The sequence below is a fragment of the Sphingobacterium sp. N143 genome (assembly GCF_030325625.1).
GTDB lineage: Bacteria > Bacteroidota > Bacteroidia > Sphingobacteriales > Sphingobacteriaceae > Sphingobacterium.
The window spans coordinates 112482-136588 of record NZ_JACAIS010000002.1 but is presented as its reverse complement, the minus strand read 5'-3'; the positions used below and the strand labels follow the sequence as shown (position 1 = coordinate 136588).

Annotated in this window: 19 protein-coding genes; 10 read left to right on the top strand and 9 right to left on the bottom strand. The window is 40.4% G+C overall.

Annotated elements, in window-relative coordinates; translation table 11 throughout:
• The first annotated feature begins 195 nt into the window (after positions 1 to 195).
• Positions 196 to 1287: a lactonase family protein gene (locus HX021_RS04400; protein ID WP_286588714.1), complete on the top strand. Its 1092-nt coding sequence runs from the start codon at positions 196 to 198 to the stop codon at positions 1285 to 1287.
• A 92-nt stretch (positions 1288 to 1379) separates the two neighbouring features.
• Here the strand turns inward: HX021_RS04400 and mnhG are convergent, their stop codons facing one another.
• The 7 genes from mnhG to HX021_RS04365 all read right to left on the bottom strand — a co-directional run bounded on the left by mnhG (position 1380) and on the right by HX021_RS04365 (position 7163).
• Positions 1380 to 1730, bottom strand: a complete 351-nt coding sequence (gene mnhG, locus HX021_RS04395) for a monovalent cation/H(+) antiporter subunit G (RefSeq protein ID WP_046671613.1) — start codon at positions 1728 to 1730, stop codon at positions 1380 to 1382.
• Positions 1723 to 1998, bottom strand: coding sequence for a monovalent cation/H+ antiporter complex subunit F (locus HX021_RS04390; protein ID WP_286588713.1), 276 nt, complete (start codon positions 1996 to 1998; stop codon positions 1723 to 1725). Before HX021_RS04390 ends, mnhG begins: the two co-directional genes overlap by 8 nt.
• Positions 1995 to 2453, bottom strand: coding sequence for a Na+/H+ antiporter subunit E (locus tag HX021_RS04385; protein WP_286588711.1), 459 nt, complete (start codon positions 2451 to 2453; stop codon positions 1995 to 1997). The genes HX021_RS04390 and HX021_RS04385 overlap by 4 nt, the downstream gene beginning before the upstream one ends.
• A gap of 10 nt (positions 2454 to 2463) precedes the next feature.
• Entirely contained in the window at positions 2464 to 3981 is a 1518-nt protein-coding gene (locus HX021_RS04380; protein ID WP_286588709.1) for a proton-conducting transporter transmembrane domain-containing protein, read from the bottom strand.
• Positions 3978 to 4334 (bottom strand): Na+/H+ antiporter subunit C, encoded by a 357-nt coding sequence (locus HX021_RS04375; protein ID WP_046671609.1) that lies wholly within the window; start codon positions 4332 to 4334, stop codon positions 3978 to 3980. Before HX021_RS04375 ends, HX021_RS04380 begins: the two co-directional genes overlap by 4 nt.
• Positions 4334 to 4753 (bottom strand): Na+/H+ antiporter subunit B, encoded by a 420-nt coding sequence (locus tag HX021_RS04370; RefSeq protein ID WP_286588695.1) that lies wholly within the window; start codon positions 4751 to 4753, stop codon positions 4334 to 4336. Before HX021_RS04370 ends, HX021_RS04375 begins: the two co-directional genes overlap by 1 nt.
• Positions 4754 to 4853: 100 nt before the next feature.
• Positions 4854 to 7163: a putative monovalent cation/H+ antiporter subunit A gene (locus tag HX021_RS04365; RefSeq protein WP_286588694.1), complete on the bottom strand. Its 2310-nt coding sequence runs from the start codon at positions 7161 to 7163 to the stop codon at positions 4854 to 4856.
• A gap of 301 nt (positions 7164 to 7464) precedes the next feature.
• Between HX021_RS04365 and HX021_RS04360 the strand changes: the two genes are divergently transcribed.
• From HX021_RS04360 to HX021_RS04330, 7 genes are all read left to right on the top strand, one after another.
• Entirely contained in the window at positions 7465 to 7989 is a 525-nt protein-coding gene (locus HX021_RS04360) for an RNA polymerase sigma factor (RefSeq protein ID WP_286588692.1), read from the top strand.
• Between the two features lie 60 nt (positions 7990 to 8049).
• Positions 8050 to 9198, top strand: a complete 1149-nt coding sequence (locus HX021_RS04355; protein WP_286588690.1) for a FecR family protein — start codon at positions 8050 to 8052, stop codon at positions 9196 to 9198.
• Between the two features lie 251 nt (positions 9199 to 9449).
• A complete protein-coding gene (locus HX021_RS04350; RefSeq protein WP_286588687.1) occupies positions 9450 to 13079 on the top strand; it encodes a SusC/RagA family TonB-linked outer membrane protein in 3630 nt (1209 codons plus the stop codon).
• 11 nt (positions 13080 to 13090) lie between these two features.
• The gene (locus HX021_RS04345) at positions 13091 to 14560 is read left to right on the top strand and encodes a RagB/SusD family nutrient uptake outer membrane protein (RefSeq protein ID WP_286588685.1); all 1470 of its coding nucleotides are present in this window, start codon (positions 13091 to 13093) and stop codon (positions 14558 to 14560) included.
• A gap of 3 nt (positions 14561 to 14563) precedes the next feature.
• Complete coding sequence (locus HX021_RS04340; RefSeq protein ID WP_286588684.1) at positions 14564 to 15946, top strand: substrate import-associated zinc metallohydrolase lipoprotein; 1383 nt, start codon at positions 14564 to 14566, stop codon at positions 15944 to 15946.
• 1 nt (position 15947) lies between these two features.
• Complete coding sequence (locus HX021_RS04335) at positions 15948 to 17273, top strand: DUF4302 domain-containing protein (RefSeq protein ID WP_286588683.1); 1326 nt, start codon at positions 15948 to 15950, stop codon at positions 17271 to 17273.
• Positions 17274 to 17392: 119 nt separating this feature from the next.
• Complete coding sequence (locus tag HX021_RS04330) at positions 17393 to 17833, top strand: PH domain-containing protein (protein ID WP_286588680.1); 441 nt, start codon at positions 17393 to 17395, stop codon at positions 17831 to 17833.
• Positions 17834 to 18260: 427 nt separating this feature from the next.
• Here the strand turns inward: HX021_RS04330 and HX021_RS04325 are convergent, their stop codons facing one another.
• The gene (locus HX021_RS04325; RefSeq protein WP_286588677.1) at positions 18261 to 19583 is read right to left on the bottom strand and encodes an ATP-binding protein; all 1323 of its coding nucleotides are present in this window, start codon (positions 19581 to 19583) and stop codon (positions 18261 to 18263) included.
• 870 nt (positions 19584 to 20453) lie between these two features.
• Here HX021_RS04325 and HX021_RS04320 point away from each other — a divergent pair.
• Entirely contained in the window at positions 20454 to 21188 is a 735-nt protein-coding gene (locus HX021_RS04320) for a hypothetical protein (protein ID WP_286588675.1), read from the top strand.
• A gap of 237 nt (positions 21189 to 21425) precedes the next feature.
• Entirely contained in the window at positions 21426 to 21857 is a 432-nt protein-coding gene (locus HX021_RS04315) for a nuclear transport factor 2 family protein (protein ID WP_286588673.1), read from the top strand.
• Positions 21858 to 22095: 238 nt separating this feature from the next.
• Here HX021_RS04315 and acs read toward each other — a convergent pair whose 3' ends face one another.
• On the bottom strand, positions 22096 to 24012 hold the full coding sequence (gene acs / locus HX021_RS04310) for an acetate--CoA ligase (protein WP_286588671.1): 1917 nt from the start codon (positions 24010 to 24012) through the stop codon (positions 22096 to 22098).
• Positions 24013 to 24107 lie beyond the last annotated feature (95 nt).

Sequence of the window (24107 nt, the reverse complement as noted above, 5' to 3'; positions counted from 1 at the left end):
AAATTGGGATTTTTGACTTGTTAAAATTGATTCGTTAAAAATACGCATTTGCCTATTAGAAAAGGCGGTTTTAACCTAATTTAACAAGTGTATTTACGATATTTATTGCATTTGAAATTGCCAGGATTTGTCGGTGCAAAAGCTGCACAACGGACTGGGCTGATCATTTCATTTCTTTTAACAACATATTTACAGATGAAAAAAGCATTTATTTACTTGATGACACTTTTACCTTTGACGAGTTTTGCTCAACAGATTCCGATGTTTGTGGGAACCTATACCAACAACACCGAAAGTAAGGGGATCTATGTGTATAATTTTGATACGAAGACTGGTGAGGCTTCATTGATCAGTACACAGGAAAGTAAGGATCCTTCGTTTCTGGCCCGGAATAACAATTTTGTTTATGCAGTCAATGAGGTCCCAAATGAGGAAGGAACCGTTTCTGCTTATTCATTTAAGGATGGCCAGCTGACATTTCTGAATTCCCTTCCTTCCGGTGGCGAATCACCCTGTTTTGTTGAGGTCCACCCGAAAGGGAGTTTTCTGGCTGTGGCCAATTATGGTGGTGGCTCTGCAGCCCTGTTTGACCTGGAAAGCAATGGGGTCCTCAGTAAAAGAAACCGCCTGATACAGCATGAAGGTAAAGGTGTGGACCCGAGCCGGCAGGACAAGCCGCATGTACACTCTGCTTTCTTCTCCAAGAAGGGGGAGCGATTGTATATACAGGATCTGGGAATGGACCAGATTTCTGCCTATACGGTCAATAAATCAGGGAATTTATATAGCCTTTCTGAAGAACCTGAAGATTTCTTTACGCCCGCAGGTGGTGGCCCAAGACATATCGCATTTGATAAGAAAGAGAAATTTCTTTATGTGATCCTGGAAATGACCGGTCAAATTGCATCGTATAAAAAGGAAGGTACTGACTGGATGTATCAACGTACATATGAGATTAATCCTGAAGGTTTTGACGGTAAAAATGGTGGGGCAGATATCAAGGTTTCCGCTGATGGAAAATTCCTATATGCAACAAATCGGGGCGATGCCAATACCATTGCTACCTTTTCAGTGGAAAAAGATGGCGAATTAAAGAAACTTTCCAATACAGCTGTGAAAGGAAATGGACCACGTAATTTTAATCTTTCTCCAGATGGGAAATACCTGTTGGTGGCCAATCAGTACACGAATAATATTGTGTTGTTTAAACGTGATACAAAAACAGGATTACTGACCGATGCCGGTAAAGAAATTACTGTTCCGGCGCCTGTTTGCATTATCTTTTGACGGACAGGAATGCCGGTGGAAATACAAAGGCCTTAAATACTATTTTTAAGGCCTTGTTTTTTTTATGTTTAATCAGGGGTTGAGAAGCTCCCCTAAAAATCTTCTTTTCTGCAATCCAGTTTGCCTTCCTTTTCAAGATCGTTTAGTGTCGTTCCTTTCCAGGTCTTTACACGTTGTATATAGGCCGCCCGCCCGATCATGTGGGCAGCAACGGGAGCTGTTAGGATTAAAAAAAATCCAATAGCTATCGCCTTAGTTGTCACCGAAACATCTGGGAAAGTCATTGCTGCACAGATCAATAAAAGCCCAACACCTAATGTAGCAGCCTTGACCGTAACGGATAGACGCAGATAAAAATCAGGCATCCTCAATATGCCAATAGAAGCAAACAAGATGGCGAGTGCACCAATAGTGCTCAAAATTGCTAAAGTAATATCAATCATCGTTACGTTGTTTTTCTAAATAAAATGAAAAGGCTATGGTCCCTAAAAATGCAATCAGTGCCAAGATCATGGCAATATCCAAGAATACTTCCTGGGCGGTACGTATACTATATACAGTGATGATTCCAATTCCAATGGTAATAATGAGATCCAAAGCAATGACCCGATCAAAGATCTGGGGGCCTTTATACAAACGTATAAACGCCAATATGACCGAAAGGGTCAATATCGGGAGGATAACATAATCGAAATAAATAGTTAAGGTCATCTTAATATTTCTAAAAGTCTTCGTTCAACATTGTTTTTGAGTGTGGAGACAAACTGTTCCTTGCTCTTCATATACATCACATGGATAAAAAGCGTTTTTTTGTCCTCACTGACATCTAAGATTAATGTTCCTGGTGTCAAAGAGATGAAAGTTGAAAGCAGATTGATTTCCAGATCTGTTTTTGCGTCCATCGGGTATTTGACGATCGCTGGTTTTATAAAAAACTTGGGCGTGATGACATCATAGGCAACCTGGATATTGGCAACAATCATCTCCCATAGAAAAAAAAGAATAAAACTCAATGTCTTTGGAACACGGTAGAAGTAGCGCTGGTCAACCTCGTTTTTATTCATGATCCACAGAATGGCAAAGCCAAGCATGAACCCAAATAAGAAATTCGTATAATACATGGAACCTGTCAGTGCCACCCAGATAAACGATAGCATCAGGTTCATTAAAAACTGTTTAATCATATTGTTTCTGCCCTCCCAATACAGCCTGTATATAAGGTGAAGTATCCAATAGCTCTGTTGCGATCTGATCTGCAACATGAATGATGGCCTCAGCATTCAGTCCGATATAGAGCGATGCTGAAGCTAAGATAATAACCGGTAATAGCAGCATAGCCTTTTTATATCCAATCATCTGGACAAATTTATCTTCTGTCGCTGCTGGGTCGGGAATATTTTTCCAAAATACCTGTGTCCACATGTTGGCGATGACGATCAATGTAATCAAACTTCCGATGATCAAGGCACCTGCGAAAGCATATTTTTCCAGCTGGAAAGCATCTTTGAACAAGTATATCTTAGGCCAAAACCCCGAAAGAGGGGGGATGCCAACCAAGGAAAAGAGCACGATGGCAAAAAGCAGCGAAATCTTCGGATATTGTGCATATAGACCGCCAAGTTTATGCATATCCATGGTGCCCCGCAACTGCCGAATCACCCCGGCCATTAAGAATAGGTTTGTTTTTACCATAATATCGTGGATTAGATAAAAAACAGCCCCCAATAAGGCCCATTTGCTATATAAACCAAGTCCACCGATCATAAAGCCAATATGGCAGACAATCAGATAGGAGAACAACCTGCGGATATTTGTCTTGATCAACGCCCCAAAAGCACCTGTTAAAATGGTTAATATCGCTAAAATAATCAAGAGCTCCCTGGTGAAATGATTGGGAATAAATAATAGGGAGAAGACCCTAAACAAGGCATAGATACCCACTTTGGTCAATAGTCCACCAAATGTTGCTGCCACCGCTGAGGGGGGCGTATGATAAGATGAGGGTAGCCAAAAATAAAGCGGGAATACAGCTGATTTAATACCAAAACCGATGAGAAAAAAGGTTGCTGTGATCTCTACCAGCGCCTGATTCTGTATTTTGGGAATCCGTAGGGCAAGATCGGCCATATTTAATGAACCCGTGATGCCATATAGAATACCAATACCGGTGAGAAAGAATGTAGAAGCCAGGATGTTCATGGCCATATACTTGACGGCACCTTCCAGCTGGGATTTTCGCCCACCTAATGTCATCAGCACAAAGGAGGAAATAATAATCACCTCAAACCAAACATAGAGGTTGAAAATATCGCCGGTTAGAAAAGCTCCATTTAAACCCATCATCAGGAAGTGGAAGATGGGAAAATAACCGTACAGAATACGCTGTCGCCCCACACCAACACAGGAAAAGATAGAAACAGCCAATCCAGCGATTGAAGTCAGCACAACAAGGGTACTGCTGAAAAGATCGGCAACGAATACAATACCAAAGGGCGCTTTCCAATTGGCTGCATTCATGGTCAAAATTCCATCATCATATACCTTAAAAAAAAGTTTAAAGGCGAGCATCAGTGCCAATAGGCTTCCTCCAACACTCAAAAAACGCTGCGCAGTAGATTTTCGCCATAACATTAACTGGATAATAGCGATAAATAGGTGCACGATAACAGTGGCAATAATCTGATTGTCTATCATATATCTTCTTCCTCCGGCGTATTCAAATCATCCAAATCATCCGTACCCAATAATGCATAAACACGCTTGAGCAATACAATCGCAAATGATGTCAATCCAAAACTAATAACGATGGCCGTCAATATAAGTGCCTGCGGAATCGGGTCCGCATAAATATCTGTAAATACCTTTAAGTCGGGTCCGATAATAGGTGGCTTTCCTTTGATAATATTACCCAGTAAAAAGATCAATATATTGGTGCCATTCCCCAATAGCATAATACCCAATAGGAGCTTCACCATACTTCGGCGCAAGATGAGGTATATTCCAGCAGCGTATAAAATACCGATTAATAATACGAGAATCAGTTCCATTATTCCTCTTCTGTGTTTAAAGCAATTGTAAATAAAATCGTTAATACGACCCCGATGACGACGAAATAAACACCGAGGTCAAAAAATAAAGCTGTTCCGATCATGCCGATTACGGGTATTTTTTCTTGCAGCCAAAGTCCGGTCATAACCGGATATCCAAAGAAAGTCGGTAGAAACATGCTGATCGCAGCAATCCCTAAGCCGATTGGAATAAGGGACAGTGGCTTGTATTGTATCAGCTTCATGGTATTCTGGGTACCGAAAGCAAAGCTGTGCAGTACAAAAGCAATGGAAGCAACCAAGCCGCCGACAAATCCGCCGCCCGGGTAATAATGCCCCCGCAACAGAAGGAATACCGAAAAAAGCAGCAGTATAGGTAAAAGATATCGAGTCGCTGTTTGTAATATGGTACTGTTCATTTAGTATTGAGTAGTTAGATCTGAGTATTGAGATTTTGGTTGTACAAGCCTGAGGCATTCCAACTGATTCTCTTTTTTGTAAAATTTTAACCTTTTATTGTTATTCTTTATCAGATGATTTTAATCGTAATTTCAATAAACTGTATACACCAAGTGCTGCGATGCTCAATACCACAATTTCAAACATGGTATCAAAGCCTCTAAAGTCTACCAGCAGGACATTGACCACATTTTTTCCTTTGGCCAGCACATAGGCATAATCGCCATAAAAGTCACTGATATTCGTTGTTGTCGGTTCATGTAAAACACGCAATGCGACCATGGAAAGCATGACTCCAAAGATCAGGGCTACCACAGCGTCACGAATTAGTGTCCTTTTGTTTGCCAAATTGAGAAAAGAGGGTAATTTGAATAATACTAATACAAACAAGACAACGGTCAGTGTGTCAATGGTAAATTGCGTCATGGCTAAATCCGGCGCACTATAAAACACAAAAATCAGACATATGGCATAACCGACAACACTGGTCGCTACGACAGCTGTTAGACGTGATGAAGTACGGATGGTCAATAAAATTGCTCCTACTAAGATGCATACCGTTGTAACTTCATAAAAACTGACTGGCGAAAGATTTTCCCATTTGATATGTAGTGGTCCCCCTAAATAAAGCTGATAACCTATCAATAACTCCGCAAAAAGAATCATCTTCAATAAATAAGACCGCAGGTAACCATTATGCATTTTGCTGGTAAAAAATGCCGAAAACAACATCAGTTCCCGAATGCACATCTTGAAGATGTTTTCCGGTGCAATTGTATTGAACCTAGCGATCCAGGTCAATTTTTTGTTGCTGGGTTTATTTGCAATAAAGACTAATGTACCGGTGATTATGGTTATTGCGCTCAGCAGCAGCACAAGATTAAACCCATGCCATATTTTCAATTGAAATACCTCTTGTTGAGCCAATATGCTTTTGGCGGCAGGACCAGCAATCCAGTCACCGATAAATCCTGGTATACAACCCGCTATTACCCCTAGTATGGATAATAGCAATGGGGGGACCCACATGGATTTATAGGGTAGATGAAGTTGTTCAAACTGCTCCGGAAGCTTACCCATGAATGGTTTTATTCCGGCCATAAATCCTGCCGAGACCAATAAAATATTTGTCGCCACAGCAGCAATGGTTAAGTAAAGGAACAGGTTATGGTCTGCGTGCAACGTTGCTTCGTAAATCAGATCTTTTCCAATAAAACCCAGGGTCAATGGCACACCGGCACTTGATAAAGCCGCCAAGAAACCAGCAATGGCGACCGGTAGTAATACCTTGCGTAGGCCCCGTAATACCGTCAGGTCACGTGTTCCCGTTTCATGATCGATAATGCCTGTAATCAAAAACATGGCTGCCTTATAGAGCGCATGGACAAGGATGAATACGCTAGCGGCAATAACCGCTTCCTTTGATCCAAGCCCCAGTAAAAACACGAGTATCCCCAGTGCCGAAATGGTAGAATAGGCTAATACACCTTTTAAATCTGTCCTGAAGAGCGAATGAAATGCAGCATAGAGCATCGTGATTCCTCCGATCGCCATCAGCGTATATGCCCAGACGGGATTCCCGCCAAGAATTGGTGAAAAACGTGCCAATAAGTATATTCCGGCCTTTACCATGGTGGCAGAGTGCAGGTAAGCAGAGACTGGTGTGGGGGCCTTCATGGCTCCCGGCAACCAGAAATGAAAAGGAAATTGTGCGGATTTTGTAATGGCACCAAGAGCTACCAACCCAAATAGGAGCGGAAAGAGCGGATGTTGTTGAATCACAGTTGCTTTTCCCAAAAGTTCGGTAATCTGATAGGTGCCTGCGATATTGCCCATCAATACAAAACCAGCAAGAAGAAAGAACCCCCCGAAACCTGTAATAGACAGAGCAGTCATTGCACTCTTTCGGGAGTCTGCACTATCATTATTGAATCCGATTAGAAAAAAGGAACTAATTGATGTCAATTCCCAAAAGATAAATAGCAGCAGCATATTATCTGAAAGTACCAGGCCCAACATGGCCGACATAAACAGGCAGAGGTAACCGAAGAACCGATCAATATACTGATGTCCTTTGAGGTATGCCTGCGCATAAAAAAATATACAGGCGCCAATTCCAGTGATCAGTAAGGTGAAAAGTAAAGACAGTCCATCCAGTTTGAGGTCCAGATTGATGCCCAAGGAAGGTACCCATGCCGTAGATTGTATAAAATAGGAGCCCTGGCCTATGGGGATCACAAATTTTAGATAATATAGAAATAGGAATACCGGTAAAAATGCGAGAATAAAACCCCATTTGGTTTTGAGGAATCTACCAAATGGAACAATAAGGCTCGATGTTATTAGTCCTGATAGAACAGTAAATAGCATTTAGTCTTTGTTTTAATATTTTCTGAAAGTTTACAATATACGAAAAAAACTGGTAAAAATGATTTTAATTGACTTTTTTACAGCTGTTTTGCTGTTGTCAAGCTCTTATTCTGAGGATTCCTTATTTTTTTGATTAAATCCTTGTGTTCTTATTGCAAAAAGATAAAATTCGATTTTTAAAACGTTAAAGTTTGCTGAAATGTGATAAAAGAGTTTATATTTACCAAAGACTAATTGAGGAGTACCTAACCATTTGTTTGAATATTTATTAATAAACCGGTGAAATAAAGATTTTTAGCCTATGGAACAGTGTGAAGAAAGATTATTTAGAGTACACTATAAAAGCTTATGCCATTTTGCCTGGAAAATCGTCGGTGATGTTTCGATAGCGGAAGATCTGGTACAGGATGCTTTTATCGCTTTCTATAAAGAAGCAGGTAAAATCCATGAGAACGAGATCGCCATTAAAAACTTTTTGTACAGTGCTGTTCGATTTGCTTGCTATAACCATCTTCGACATGAGAAAGTAAAACAGAAATATTGGTCTGTTGTTGGGTTTACAGAAGAAGACGATTATGCATTGGAACTTAATGTGATTCATTCTGAAGTTATCCGGGAAGTGTATAGAATTATAGAGGAGATGCCCCAGGCCTGTCAAGAGGTCTTTCGTATGGGGTATTTGGAGGGCTTGTCCAATCTTGAGATTACAAAGAAGCTTCAGATTAGTATCAATACGGTAAAAACCCAGAAACAGCGTGGGATGAAGATGTTGTTGAAGAAGCTTAATCCCGAATTTTTACCCCTCATTATTTTTCTGTTAAAATAATTTAAATTTCTTGTCACCCTTTTCTGTGCTATAGGTTTCTTTATACTATAGTGTGAACGAATGACTAACCCAATTGCCCAAATTATACAACGTTACCTGACCGGAAGTATAAGCCCAGAAGAAGAGGTGGAGCTTCAGGCCTGGCTGGCTGCCAACAAAAATAATAGAAAGTTGCTGGAATCTTTCCGGGATGCCAAGAACATACAGGATGATCTTGATTTTTTTGCTTCCATTGATGAGGATAAAGCCTGGAAGAAAACACGGTCCAAACAGACATCGGCAGGAAACAGGCCCATGCGGAAATTCTTGTCGGTAGCCGCCGCCATTGTTCTTGCAGTAGGGGTGTTTATCGTATGGAAATTTAATTTAGGAAACCACGCTCCAAATGAACCGCAAGCTGCGATATCCCATGTAAGTGACATTGCTCCAGCAAAAAGCGGTGCATTATTGCTGATGGCGGATGGTTCGCAGGTTGAGTTGGCCGGCAACTCGCAAAAAGTAATAGGCAGTGCTAAAAACGTATTTGGAAATAGTGAGGAGCTTACAATAAAACCTGTTGAAAAACAGATACCACTGCAGTATAATACATTGATTATCCCAAAAGCGAGTTATTATAGAATGACCCTCAGTGACGGTACAAAGGTGTGGGTCAATGCGCTTTCTCAGCTGAGGTTCCCAGTTCAGTTTGCCAAGCACGAAAGGAGGGTCTTTCTGGATGGGGAAGCTTATTTTGAAGTGGCTCACAAATCAGATCAACCATTTATCGTCGAAACGGGAGGTACAGAAATTAAGGTACTGGGAACTCATTTCAATGTCAATTCCTATAATGACCAAATCCGGACTACGCTTGCAGCAGGAAAGGTGGAAGTAAAAAGGGGGCAAGATGTGATGGAATTATCTCCAGGGGAATATAGCCTATTTAGCAATAACCAATTCACAAAAGGAAAAGCGGACTTGTCACATGACCTTGCCTGGCACAATAATGAGTTTTATTTCAAGAAAGAAACCATTGTCAGCATTGCTCATCAATTGTCCCGGTGGTATGACCTGGATGTAAAATTTCGTGGAAATGTACAATTCGATAAGGAATATACAGGAAGTATTGAACGCGATGTCCAACTATCACAGGTCCTGGAGATGCTATCCTATGTGAGTAACCTTAAATTTGAGGTGGAAGGCCGGAAATTGAGTATTGAAACAAAAAACTGAAAATAATTGCAAACAAATCTAAACCAATTACTTATGGTAAATTAATACTCGGATAGGAACGGACTTATCAAAGAGAACAGGAATGTTGGCGCATCCCTGTTCAAAAAATGTGATTATCAGGTCCTCAATTAAAAACGTGAACAATTAAAACCCAATTAACCACAAAGTGTAAATGTATGAATAACTTACCATTTAGCAAAAGGTGGCCCTTGATCCCTCAAGATCCACGGTTTTGCAAACCCCTTCGTATTATGAAAATTAGTACATGTCTTTTATTCGCATTTGTGACCGGCGTACAGGCGAAAGGTACGGCCCAAAAAGTCACGTTGAATATGAGAAACGCGCGTATCGAAGAGGCTTTATCTGCTATCTCTAAACAATCCAAATTACGTGTGTTGTATAGTGAAAACCTGAATGCCAAGTCGCGTATCTCCGTGAATGTTAAGAATGCTTCCGTGGAAGAGGCATTGAATGCTGTATTGAAAAATAATAATATTGAATACCGAATTATTGCCAATACAATTACCGTTAATAGCAATACAAAGCACAACCGTACAATGACAGGGGCTATCGTGCAGCAACATTCCATTGTAGGGACTGTCAGGGATCAGAATGGAAAAGGACTGAGCGGTGCGACTGTAACTGTCAAGGGAACATCGGTGTCAACCCAGACCGATGATGCGGGCCGATTTAAGATCGATGCACCCGCAACGGCTATGCTGACAGTACGCTATGTCGGTTTTACGAGCATGGAGGTCGCCGTAAAAGGCAGGACGGATATGATGATTACTCTCCAACCTGCGGACCGTAAATTGGATGAGGTCAATGTTGTTGCCACAGGTTATCAAAATTTGGATCGTAAGTTATTTACTGGGGCTTCTTCGAAAATTGATGCAAAGGAAGCTGAGCGTGCGGGAGTTCCAGATATTTCACGGATGCTGGAAGGCCAGGCAGCCGGTGTATCTGTTCAGAACGTATCCGGTACATTTGGTGCCGCACCGAAAATTAGGGTACGTGGCGCTACCTCATTAACAGGTGATAATAAGCCACTGTGGGTTATTGATGGTGTTATTTTGGATGAAGCTGTTAACATCTCGAATGAAGCTTTGTCCACAGGAGATGCCAATACACTACTAGGATCTTCTGTTGCGGGATTGAATCCCGATGATATAGAATCTATTACGGTATTAAAGGATGCTGCGGCAACGGCCATGTATGGAGCCGCAGCGATGAACGGTGTGGTCGTGGTCAACACAAAAAGAGGCCGAAATACAGATGGAGCAGTCAATTTTAATTACTCAGGTAATTTTACCACGTATATAAAACCCAATTATAACCAATTTGATATCATGAACTCTGCCGAGCAGATGCAGCTGATCATCGATATGGAAAATAAAGGTTATCTCAACCACTCGCAAGTTTCTCGCTCAGCGACAGGAGGGGTATTCAACAAGATGTATAATCTGATGTATGAATACAACCCTAAAACGGATTCCTTTAGCTTACGGAATGATGCTCCATCCCGTTATCAGTTTCTACAGCGCTATACCAACGCCAATACAGACTGGTTTGACCTGCTTTTTAAACAGTCTCTAGTGCATGATCATTCCCTGAGTATGTCCACGGGGACAGGCAAGAGCCAGACATATGCGTCTACGAGTTTTATGAACGATTCGGGTTTTACCTTGGGCAATTCAGCCAAACGTTTTACAGCAAACGTCCGGAACAATTATAAAATCAGTGACAAGTTGAGTACGGAGTTTATCTTTCAAAGTAATATCCGGGATCAACGTACACCAGGTACCCTGAATAGAGTCTCAGATGCCGTATATGGTAGCTATTCGCGTGATTTTGATATTAATCCTTATTCTTATTCGCTCAACACGAGTCGGATTATAACCGCCTATGATGAAAAAGGGGATCTGGAATATTTTAATAGAGATTACGCCCCATTCAATATCCTAAATGAGCTGGACAATAATTATATCAAGCTAAAACTGATGGATATTAAGGTACAAGCAGGTATAACGTATAAGATTTTACCTTCGCTGACTTATTCTGCCAATGGAATGTACCGTTATTACAATTCCGAACGGCAGCATACCATTACTGAAGAGGCCAATCTATCCAAGGCATATCGGGCAAATGAAGATCAGACGATTAATGCCGGAAATCGCTTTCTGTATGCCGACCCTGATTTTCCCAATACCGATAAATATGTGATCTTACCGAGTGGCGGATTTTTTAACGTGGCCAATAATAATATGGTCAGCTACTATATGCGCCATAACTTGGAGTACAATCAAAAATGGAATGACCATAGTCTGAATTTGTTCGGAACTTATGAGCTCCAATATGCAGATAAACAGAACCATGATTTTATCGGCCCTGGAATCGAGTATAACAACGGAAATTTAGTGATGCCAACCTATCGCTACTATAAATATGCGATAGAAAGTGGAAATACGCCTTTTTCCATGGCTTATAATTATGATCGAAAACTGGCCTATGCACTTCGCGGAGCTTATAATTATAAAAACAAATATTCATTCAACTTTACGACGAGATATGATGGGTCCAATAAAATGGGCCATTCGAGGGTAGCCCGTTGGTTGCCGACCTGGAACTTATCCGGGGCTTGGGATATTGATCAAGAAAATTTCTTTAACCGTGATAATAAAGTCCTTTCTTCCGCACGTTTAAGAGCGACCTATGGTCTTGTTGCCAACATGGGAAATGCATCGAATTCGTCTGCGGTATTTTATAATGCCATTGCTTATCGTCCTTATGAAACAGAAAAAGAAGGAAAGATCAATATTGATGGCCTGGAAAACTCCGAATTAACATGGGAGAAGATGTATGAACTGAATGTTGGGGCAGACTTAGGTTTTCTGAATAACCGGATTGACTTAAATTTTGATTATTATCGAAGGAATATCTTTGACCTAATCGGCCCAATCCGGACATCTGGTATCGGTGGGCAGTTTGAAAAATTGGGTAACTATGCCGATATGAAGGGACATGGTGTTGATATCCAATTGGGTGGTTATCCATTTAAAGATCCACAAGGATTTACCTGGCGAACCCAATTTACCTTGGGATTCAATAAAACTGAAATTACTAAACTTGATGTTACGCGAAATATCTGGAACCTGGTTTCCGCAGAAGGAGGTGCTAAACTAGGGAATCCTCACCGTGGTCTATATTCCATAGATTTTGATAAACTGAATGCCCGAGGTGGGTATCCTATGTTTATTGGCACCGATGGGACCCCCGGAACAACCTATTTTTGGTTACAGGATAATGAAACTGATTTCTTGAAATATGAAGGTCCAGTGGACCCGACTATAGCTGGAGGTTATTATAATCGATTGGAATATAAGAATTTCAGTCTATCCTTTCTGTTGAAATTTGCTTTCGGTAATAAGGTCCGGCTACAGCCAAGTTATGCTGCATCCTATTTGGATATGTATAACGTATCCAAAGATCTTATCAATCGCTTCATTTACCGTGGCGATGAGTATTTAACAGTCATTCCTTCCTCCTTGGATCCTTTATCGGCCGAATTTGATGTGGAGAATGAGCTGGGTGTAAGAAATGCGGCCAATTATACTTACAATGCTTACAACTATTCTTCTGAGCGGGTAGCAAAAGGTGACTACATCCGCTTATCCCAGATTTCCATTGGTTATAATGTTCCCAAAGAACTGGTTTCCCGCATTAAATTCAGGACGGCACAATTCAATCTCGTCGGAAACAACCTGTGGCTTTTGCACGCCGATAAAAAGTTAAATGGAGTGGATCCGGAGTTTTATAGTAATGGTGGAGTTGCTCTCCCTGTTCCAAAACAAGTGACCTTATCGGTGAAATTAGGATTCTAAACAATATGATTATGAAATTAAATACTATCAAATATATCATCATAGCATCTGCTTTTTTGTTCAGTGGATGTAATAAATATCTTGATCATGAGCCTGATATGCGCGCCGAGATCAATACGGTAGATAAGGTAAAGCGATTGATTGCTTCGGCTTATCCCGGCAGAAATTCCTTGGCCATGGCCGAAACCTATTCAGACAATGTTGAGGATAAAGGCGTCGGTGATTTGTATCAACCTGTTCCGTCTCTTTATGAATGGAAAGATATTATTGGGGATGATACGGATTCACCTACAAGTTACTGGAATTCCTGTTATGAGGCTATTGCGGCCGCTAATCACGCTTTAGACGCCATAGAAAAAAATGATTTTGGTGAAGCGGTACTGCCTTATAAGGGAGAGGCGCTTGTGGCACGGGCATACTGTCATTTTATGCTGGTCAATTATTTTGCGAAAGTATACGATGCTAAACCAGGAGCATCCAATGATTCTCCAGGAATACCCTATGTCAAGGAACCTGAAACGGTATTGATAAAAAACTATGATCGGGGCACGGTGAAGTCGACCTACGATAACATCCGTCAGGACCTGGAGGAAGGACTGGCTTTGCTGGATGCCGGAAATGGCTTATGGGATGTGCCAAAATACCATTTTACACCTGAAGCAGCCCATGCCTTTGCAACGCGGTTCTACCTATTTACCGCTGAATGGCAAAAAGTCGTGGATAATGCCAATAAGATCTTTGGCGGTAATTTTACGGGAAAACTGATCCCTTATAATTCCACCTTCAAGGCCATGGGTTTTGAATCTGCACGTACGGCATTTGCCAAAGCCGAGCAGCCTTACAACCTTTTGATCACCGAAACCTATAGTGGCTATCAACGCTGGTGGAACAATCGCTATGCCATGGGAATCAATGTTTTCCAGAATATCTATAATGGGATGACCGCTGCGGGAGCTAAGCTATATAACTTTGGTGTAAGCTATGGAGCACCTCATTATACCACCTATCTCTGGAAGGAATTCTGGTATGTGACGAACCCAACTGCCAATACAGGTTACCCGATGCTGATGGTCCCTGTGCTGATCACGGATGAGGCTTTGTTAAATCGTGCCGAAGCCTATGCCGAACTGGGCAATACCAATAACGCTTTGGCCGATCTCAACCTGTTTGCAAGTAATAGGATCAATAATTATAATCCAAGTACGCATGCTGTCACGGCAGCAAAAGCCAAGGAGTTTTTTGAAGTGGCTGATGAAAAAAAGGCGCTCGTTGAAACCACACTGCAATTTAAACAAATTGGGTTTATGTCTATGGGGCTCCGCTGGTTTGACATTATCCGCAAAGGAATTACGGTCAAACATAATGTAATCGGGAATAATGAGCGTGAAACCATTATTGAATTGAAACCCGAAGATCCAAGACGGATATTCCAGATTCCTCAAGAAGCAAAATTGGCAGGTGTAGAACTAAACCCAAGATAAATTATGAAAACAATTGTTAAACTATTTACAGGAGTTAGTCTAATCGGATTAATATATTCCTGCAATAAAGAAGATAAACTCAATTATACGTTACAGAATTACGATACATTTGAACCAGGCGTGATTGACGATTGGATTGTCAAAAACCTGACCGATCCATACAACATTGAAGTCGTGTATCGGTATCAACGCAATATGCATGATATTAATAAAAACATATCCCCTCCCGACGAATCCAAAGTTATCCCGCAAATGGAAATCGTCAAAAATGGATTTTTGGAAGTCTACAATAAAATTGGTGGAACCACTTTTATTAAAACCTTTACACCAAAACAATTTGCCTTATTTGGATCCGGTGATTATGACCCAGATGGTTCGGTCAAAGGGGGGACTGCAGATGGTGGACGCCGGATTACATTGTACGGTTTGAACGGGATCGATGAGCATAACCCCAATTCTTTGATTGGAAATCTACAGGTGATCCACCATGAGTTTACCCATATCCTGAACCAAAATCGATTTATACCGGTCGATTTTGAAAAAGTATGTGTTGGCGATTATTATTCCAATTGGACGGCACAGGAAAATGATGAAAAGACGGCTCGGGGACTGGGTTTTATCACACCTTACGCCCGAAAGTCTGTAGGGGAGGATTTTGCAGAGACACTTTCCCATCTGATCGTACAGGGACAGTTGTTCTATGATAGTTATGCCTATGAATCAGGTGAGACAGCCCAGCCTAAGTTTGGGCAGAAAGAGGTGATCGTAAGGGATTATATGATCAAGCATTTTAATATTGATGTGACGCAGCTACAGATGGAGTTTCAGCGTGTCATGGAAGAGCAGTACAAGAGTACGGCATTTCAATTTCCCACATTAATTGCAAGAAATCAAGTGGGCTGGTTGGATTGGGATATCCGCAACAGCTGGTCAATCAGTAAACCGATTTCCGCTAAGCAAAAAGAAGTGCTGAATCCTATTTTGGACGGATTGGGAGAATATACCACCAAATCGTTACAGTTTAGATTTGTTTCCCCTAAAAAAGCGGTGTTATATATCACCTTTGGAGATGATCCAAAATTGGCTGCTGCATATGATTTTACCATTATCCAGCATGCGGATGGTACCACGAGCTTTGCATTGGCCGAAGAGCAGGGAAAGGACAATCCATTTGGTGAAAATGCATATGAATATGCTACAGAAAGCTGGGTTGCAAGTGATGTACAGCCATTGATTAACTATTTCGAGGAAGCAAATTTCGAATTGGGTTGGCATACACCCTTGAAGGATGTTTCACCATTAGAGTATCTAAAGTTTGTTGATTTTAAGGATGTCAATGATCCGAATGCAATGATGTTAGGTCAAATAACCGCGAGAAAATATTAGTATGAGAAAGATATTTTATTTTATGTGTTTGGTGCTACTGGCGATGGGCTGTAGCAAACCAAAAGAAGTTGATTTAGAGCTGGGAGCAGATCCAGACTCACGTATCGCAGATACATTAGCCTATGTTAGGAAAACATTAGTTGAAGCACCTTATGGTTGGAAAGCATATGTGACTACGGAATATTCGGGAGGATATGGTTTTTATATGCAATTTGGTGAAGATGACCGCGTCAAGATGGTTGCTGATCTAACGGATCAAAGCTCATCAGAAGTAAAAGAGTCAACCTACCGGATCCGCCAGATTATGGCTGCAACATTATCTTTTGATACCTACACCTATCTGACCATGCTGCAGGATCCTGACCCCAGTGTGTTTGGTGGTGAGCGTGGGAAGGGGATGGGCAGTGATGTCGAATATGATTATGTCAAAACACATGGCGATACCTTATTCTTTGAAGGCCGGAAGTTTTATAAACCGCTGGTTTTGGTGAAGGCGAAAAAAGCTGAAAGTGAAGGCTATGTAAACGGTGCTTATAAAACAGCCATTAATAAGTTCAACACCTTATTATCGAACTTTAAGAACCCATATGTCATCATTGATGACAAGAATTTAGCCATTACAGTGGATGAGAAGGGCAAGTCCACAACAGCTTTTGGTATTGATGGAAAAGGAGTCCAAGAATCTTCCGCAAATTACTACTATACTCTTGAAGGGCTAAATATAGAAGGGAGACTACTTATTTTTGATAAGGAAATCCAAAAGATGATGATCAAAGGCGATAAATTATTTGTAGTGGATACAACTGGAAAAGAATATGAGATCAAGGATAGTAATGTACCGGTATTACCATTAAAATTTACTATTGGAACAGGGTACAAGAATTTCTTTATTGATTATCAGAAGATATATCCGGGAACGATTGGTGTGGGAGCTGAAGTTCTCGGTAGATTCTGGGAATATATGCCACTATCTGAGAGTCAGGCTCCCGAAGGCAGAAAAAGATATTGGTTTAATCCTGCACAAGTAACAATGCGTTTCCAGGAATCAAATGAAACCTTATATTTTGATTTTAAAGTTTGGCAAGGTACGAACAACTGGACAGACACTTATAAATTTAACTATATTAGAAATGATGATAATTCATTGACTTTTAATAGGTCAGGGAATGGTACGATAAATTACGTTGATCTGGATTTTGCGGAATGGTCATCTTACATTGATAAACAAACATTTGATGTTGAGTATTATGAGGCAAATGGACATGTATATGCCAAATTTAGTTCAAGAGCAAGTGTACCATTTATCTTTACTACAATTATATTGTAAAGCCATAAAATGGGATTGTACATCTATAGTGGAGTTTGATATTCACTATAGATGTATCAATCTTGATCAATATAGATGAGATTTAGCAAATTAATAACCGATTATTAAGTTTTCCAATTATGAAACAAATCTTTAAAACAAACATCAGTTTAGGTAGCTATATATGGGGGATGGCGATGGTTGCATGTATTGTCATATTGGGCTATAATGGCATGTCACAGGGGCTGTATTTAGGAACTGCGCTGCTTTTTAGCATATTGGTGCTGAGTTGGTACTTTACCTTTTTCTTTAAACGGTATTGGATCCAAGGAGACAAGTTATTTATCCGGAGTATTTCTGGGACGAAATCTATTGCTATTAACGCCATCCGAAAATTGGAGACCGATCAAACAGGGTGGTTGGGCACTATGGGGTTGAATATCTTAAGTCCTTATCGAAAAGGAATCATGCTGTATTATAATCAGATAGAAAATCTCTTTATTTACCCAGAAAAATCTGCTGAATTTATTGATAAATTACAACAGATTAAGCCTTCCATTGAAATTATAAAAGGAAAGTAGCTAACCACTATCTTTCCTTTATAATTTTTGATTTTTTCCTGGAGAAGATATGATCTTTCAATTCTGTTAGCACAAACATTAATGAGATCCAAATGGTTAGATGTGTCTATCCTTTATACCCATAGCTAGCAAAAATAAAGCAGTAAGTATTGTAACGCAGAAGCTTGATTATGCTAACAGCACTCCTGTAGTCGAACTAAATAGAAATCTGAAAAAAGAGCATTGACGTAATTGTTTCCATCAATAGCTTTACTTTATTTGATGTGTAAATAACAAGTACGTATTATTTGTACAAATAATACGTACTTGTTATGTTGATTGCTAGTGTATCAGATTTCAGAAAAGATATAAAACGCTATTTGGATAAGGTTTCCAAAAACTTTGAAACCTTGATCATTAATCGGGGCAGTATGATTGACTTTCTCCCCTACATATCTTCCAACGACAAACATTGAGTTTCGATCTGGTATTTTGGAAGCAATTTATGCCTAAGATGTTCTACTTTGGCAGCGAACAGGTCAGGTTTAAAGTTTTTCCTTTGACGTTTTACTTCCACAGCGACAGCTTGGTTTTTCTCTAGTTTAAGGGCTACAATATCGATTTCATTTTGATGGCCTTTGGATTCCCACCAAGAGCCAATGTTGCGGTATTGAAAACTTTCTGCAAATTGTTGTTTGAAATATCGTTCAAGCATAAATCCCGAATAGATTGGGTAATCAGCTTTAATAATTGTCTGTAAGGCCGTGAAATTTTTGATTTCAATCATTGAACGATGACGATCGAAATAGTTGAACCAAAAGCGAAGAAAGTTATCCAAGATCTCATATCGCACAGTTTGGCCGCCTTCTTTAGCTAATATTGGTCGTTGCCGGACGATGAGGTTGTAGTCTTCAACCAGACGTTTGATTTGTCCGCCAATACTTTTATTGCCCAAAGCAGCTTCTATCTCGGATTGTGTATTGATACCCCCTGAAATAGCACTTAAGATAGAAAAATAAGTTGCGTAATTTTTTCCGAATTCCTCTATCAGTAAGTTTTTCCCTTCGTCGGTAAAAGAAGAGTTTTCCCGAACCATAAATGCAATCATTTTGTCTACTGTCAGCATATCGTTATCACAGAACAGTTCGACATATTTGGGAACACCGCCCGTAAAAGAAAAAAGCGCAAGCAAGTCGTCATTGATATATGTTGGGTTATAATCATGCATGATCTCCTTTAGTGTATTTATATCAAAAGGAGATAATTTGATGATATTGTCTGCTCGACCAAATAAAGGCTCCCTTCTATCCTGAAATATCTTTTGCATAAGCGAATACACTGATCCAGAAACAATCAGATTCATATTGGATTTCTTGCGGTAAATGTCCCAAAGGTATTGCATATCACTATAAATAGACTCATTTATTGTATAAAATTCTTGAAATTCATCAATAATCAGATTGAAGGATCTATTGGAAGCCAATTCCATCAGATATTGAAATAATGAGCGGAAAGTTTGAATTTCTGGTGGAACAAATGTATTCAGTACTTGCGCAATGATTGGAATAAATTCCGAACAGAGCGTCGCTTCATTCTTGCGTCCTACGAAAAGATAAATTGTTGGTGTATTTGCTGTAGATTTAATAATCAGGCTAGTCTTTCCTATGCGTCGCCTTCCTGTTATGACAGTTAAGCGGGAAGAATCATTGAATGATAAATTTTGGATCCTTTTCAATTCAGATAATTCATGCTGTCTATTGTAAAATTTCATCTTGATAATTATTCAGATCTGTTCCAAAGATTCTTGTTACGGCGGTAACTGTTACCGCCGTAACAAAGATAATGAAAATTATATTTAGATGTAAGATCTGATAAATGGCGATAAAAACTTTAGATTGGAGTTGGATTTTCAACTTGAGCAGCAGCTGGTAATCAACAAAGATAAAATCGATGATTTTGTGATATGGTATTGCGAGATCAAGAGAAGTAATCTTAAGTTTTCCACATGATGTTAATAACAATGTGGAAAACGTTCTTGATCTTTCGGATAGAAAATCGTGATTTTTGGCTGAGCCTCATTAAACTAGCAAGTTAAGGGAGGCTTTAAAGTTTAAGCACTTTTTTGTATATTTAGCTATACGATATTAACCCTTTGCTAATGAAAACCAAATTTATACTTGTTTTAACATTGTCCTTTATTGTCTGCTTCTCAATATCAGCTGCTGTATACTATTTTTTGGACGATAAATCTTCCGTTCGTAATTCCTTATTTGTGGGTTTTATTTCAAGCAGCATCGTGGTTTCTTTATTCTCAAAGTTTAACACTGCGGCGCGGCGTACATAATCATTACTTTTCTAGTACCAACTCCATACCAACCTCTGGCCAACGCCTGACTGTAACCACTTTGTGTGCATAGTGAGTCCACGTTGAGTCCACCTTTTCTATGTACAATCACCATACTGACATACTTTTAACAACTCGCGCGCAGTCAGGAGTTAATATGGAATTGGTCATAACTTATCTTCAAGAAAGTACCTCCAAAATTGTCAAATTTATAATCGTTGTTTTACTGCAATTTTGAAATTTCTAAAAATTAACTAAATGCTTGATTAACAAATGTTATGGCAGTATATTTATTGTATGGGAATAAATGATAATGGCTACATCAGGGGACTTGTAGGGCCTCTCGTGAGTAGGAAGGTAGGAGCAAAGAACTACATTCAGAGCAGACCGCATCGTGTAAGACAAAACGCAGAAACGAAGAACGCGGGTAAAGACTTTGGACAGGCAAGCCGTGCCGCAGCGGCAATCCGTCAAGCGTTCAACTTGGTACATCAAAAACTGCATGATGGGCAAATGGGCAATCGATTAAGCCGACAGGTATATCGGGCTATGAAAACAAATATCAGCGACGATAAGGGGACACTATGTCTAAACAACTGCGTCCTCGACAGATTGGTCAATTTTCAATTCAATGGAAATTGTCACATGCAGGATGCCCTGAACATTGACCCCGTAGTTAAACTGTCGGAGAAAAATCAGATCGAAATATCCTTTCCAATATTTGACATCAAGCGGGCGTTACTGTTGCCCAAAGGCTGTAATGCCATCGTCTTTAAGTTTCACACCTTTTCGTTTGATTTCAAAGAAAGGGAATTCGCGGAAGTAAAAGATGAAGAATGGGAAATCGATATCGTCTACGATCAGGATCCAATTCCGGCCAAGACGATCAGCATTCCGTGCAACGAATTTGCTGGTACTCCCGTTCTTGTTGGATTTACACTCATATATCTTCGTAAAAATGGTCGGCGGTGCACTGTGCTCAATGAAGTTGATTCTACTCCTGCAACTATTCTAGCTGCTTTCCAATTATAAAAGTAGTCTTATTCGGTATCTACTTTTTTCTTGTCCGAGCCGGTCTGCATTCACCGCTCCATTACGACCACTTACCGACTTTTTTCTACTGCTGGTCTAAATGTAATAAAAACAGATGCTGTGTTGTCCTACTTTTGAATCAGAATCTTAAAGGAAATGATGCAACAATATCCATATCCTTGCGACAATAAGAAAAGAGACAAAAAACTAACACGATAAAGTAAAAAATTATAAACGATGAAAACTTTAGTAAAGACATTCGCCGCAGTAGCATTGATCAGCATATCAACTTTTACCATGGCAGCAGCTGATCCCGGAAAATCATTGAACCTATCTACTGCCGACTTAGCAATTGATAGTTATGTGACGGTCATGACAGCAGGTGCATCTGCAGGGCTGGAGCAATTGTTTGCTGCCGACTTCAGCCAAAAAATCCAGGGCCAACAGGCACGTACCCATAAACGTTCGGAAGTGATTTCCTTCTTGAAAAAACAAAAAGGCGAAAAATTGAACTGTAGCACAACGACCGAAATCCTGGAAGAATCTGAAAACTATATGGTCGCACGTATCACCATGAAATTCGAGGATTTCACAAAAACAGATCTGGTGACACTTATCAATGAGGCTGGAACATGGAAGGTCACAAGTTCTGTAAACGCTTACAAATAGAAACTGTTTAATTAAATTCATATGTTTATTTTTGGCCACGTCGTGATGATGTGGCCATTTTTTTTACCATATTTAAGTTCTTCAGATACTAGAAAAAATTAGAAAGCTTAGGGAATAAAAAGTGCAAATACTTAATAAAATACACAAATAGAAAAGCCTTGCCGGTGTAATCGGCAAGGCCTATATTTATTCTTAAATTCTGTCCATCTATTTTAGGACGGCACAAGGATATTGCTTATTATTTCTTCAGACCTTCGGCACCTTTTATGATTCCTTCTACGACTGCAGGATCTTGAAGGGTGGATATATCGCCCAAATTGGTTACATCTCCCTCTGCAATCTTGCGGAGAATGCGGCGCATGATCTTTCCTGAACGTGTCTTCGGAAGGTCATCGACAAACTGGATAATATCTGGTTTGGCAATTGGACCGATAATGCGAGACACCGTTTCCATAATATCTTTCTTGGTGGCATCAGCATCTGTATGGTGATTGGCGATCACATAAGCGTAAATGCCTTGGCCTTTCACCGGATGCGGATAGCCTACAATAGCCGATTCAACAACATCGGCGTGCATATTGATGGCATTTTCTACCTCGGCAGTACCGATACGGTGACCCGATACATTCAATACGTCATCCACACGCCCTGTTATCTTATAATAGCCCTCTGGACTGCGGTAACAACCATCTCCCGTGAAGTACATATCATTGTAGGTCGAGAAATAGGTCTGCCGACAACGTTCATGGTCTCCCCAGGTGGTACGAAGCATACCTGGCCAAGGGAATTTGATGCACAGGTTTCCAGTGACATCATTGCCGTCGATCTCTTTACCACTCTCATCCATCAATGCGGGTTGTATACCGGGCATGGGGAACATGGCATAGCTCGCTTTTTCAGGAGTGACGCCGGCCAAAGAGGTGATTAAGTGACCTCCGTTTTCAGTTTGCCAATACGTATCCACAATCGGACAGTTTTTCTTGCCTACTTTCTCGTTAAACCAATTCCAGGCTTCTTCATTGATCGGCTCACCTACCGAACCCAATACGCGTAGGGAAGAAAGGTCGTTTTTGTCGACAAAGTCATCACCAAAAGCCATTAATGAGCGTAAGGCCGTTGGTGAGGTATAAATGATATTGACCTTGAACTTATCCACAATATCCCAATAACGGCTGGCGTCTGGGAATGTTGGCACACCTTCGAACATCAGTGAAGTTGCCCCCTGCGACAATGGTCCATATACGATATAACTATGTCCTGTAATCCAGCCAATATCGGCTGTACAGAAAAATACATCATTCGGTTGGTATTGGAACGTATTCATAAAGGTGTACCCCGTGTATACCATGTAACCACCACAGGTATGGACCACACCTTTGGGTTTACCGGTTGATCCGGATGTATAAAGAATAAATAACGTATCCTCCGCATCCATCTCTTCAGCAGGACATGCAGGATTACCTTGCGTCTCGACTTTCTTAATCTCATCTTCCCACCACACATCACGTCCTTTGATCATGGATACCGGAGTGCGTGTACGAGTCAAAACAATTACTTTTTCAACCGTATCGCATTGCATCAAGGCATCGTCTACAATATTTTTTAGACCAATTGTTTTGTTGCCACGGTAGCTGCCATCAGAAGTAACGATCAATTTGCATTCGGCATCGACGATGCGGTCCGCAATGGAACGTGCCGAGAATCCGCCAAATACAACAGAGTGGATAGCACCGATACGTGCACAGGCCAGTACCGCAATCACCAATTCTGGAACCATCGGTAAGTAAATACATACCCGGTCACCCTTTTTGATGTTGTTATTCTTCAGTACGTTGGCAAATTGCTCTACTTTTTGAAGCAACTGTTTGTACGAAAGGATGCGATGTGCCTCATTTGGATCATTGGGCTCCCAGATGATCGCAGGTTTGTCACCATTGGCATAAATATGCCGGTCGAGACAGTTCTCGGTAATATTTAATTTGGCCCCCTCAAACCATTTGACATTTGGCTCCTTAAAGTTCCAGTCCAGCACTTTATTCCATTTTCTTTTCCAAAAAAAATGATCTGCTATGCTCGCCCAGAATTCTTCAGGTTGTTCTACACTTCGCTTATACTCACTTTGATATTCTTCAAATGATTTTATTTGTAGGCTCATCGTTATAGGATTATTATGATTTATTTTAATTTATATTGTTATCGTTGCGAAATTGTTTTTTATAAATCAATTTCGGTGTACAATTTAGCGGTTTT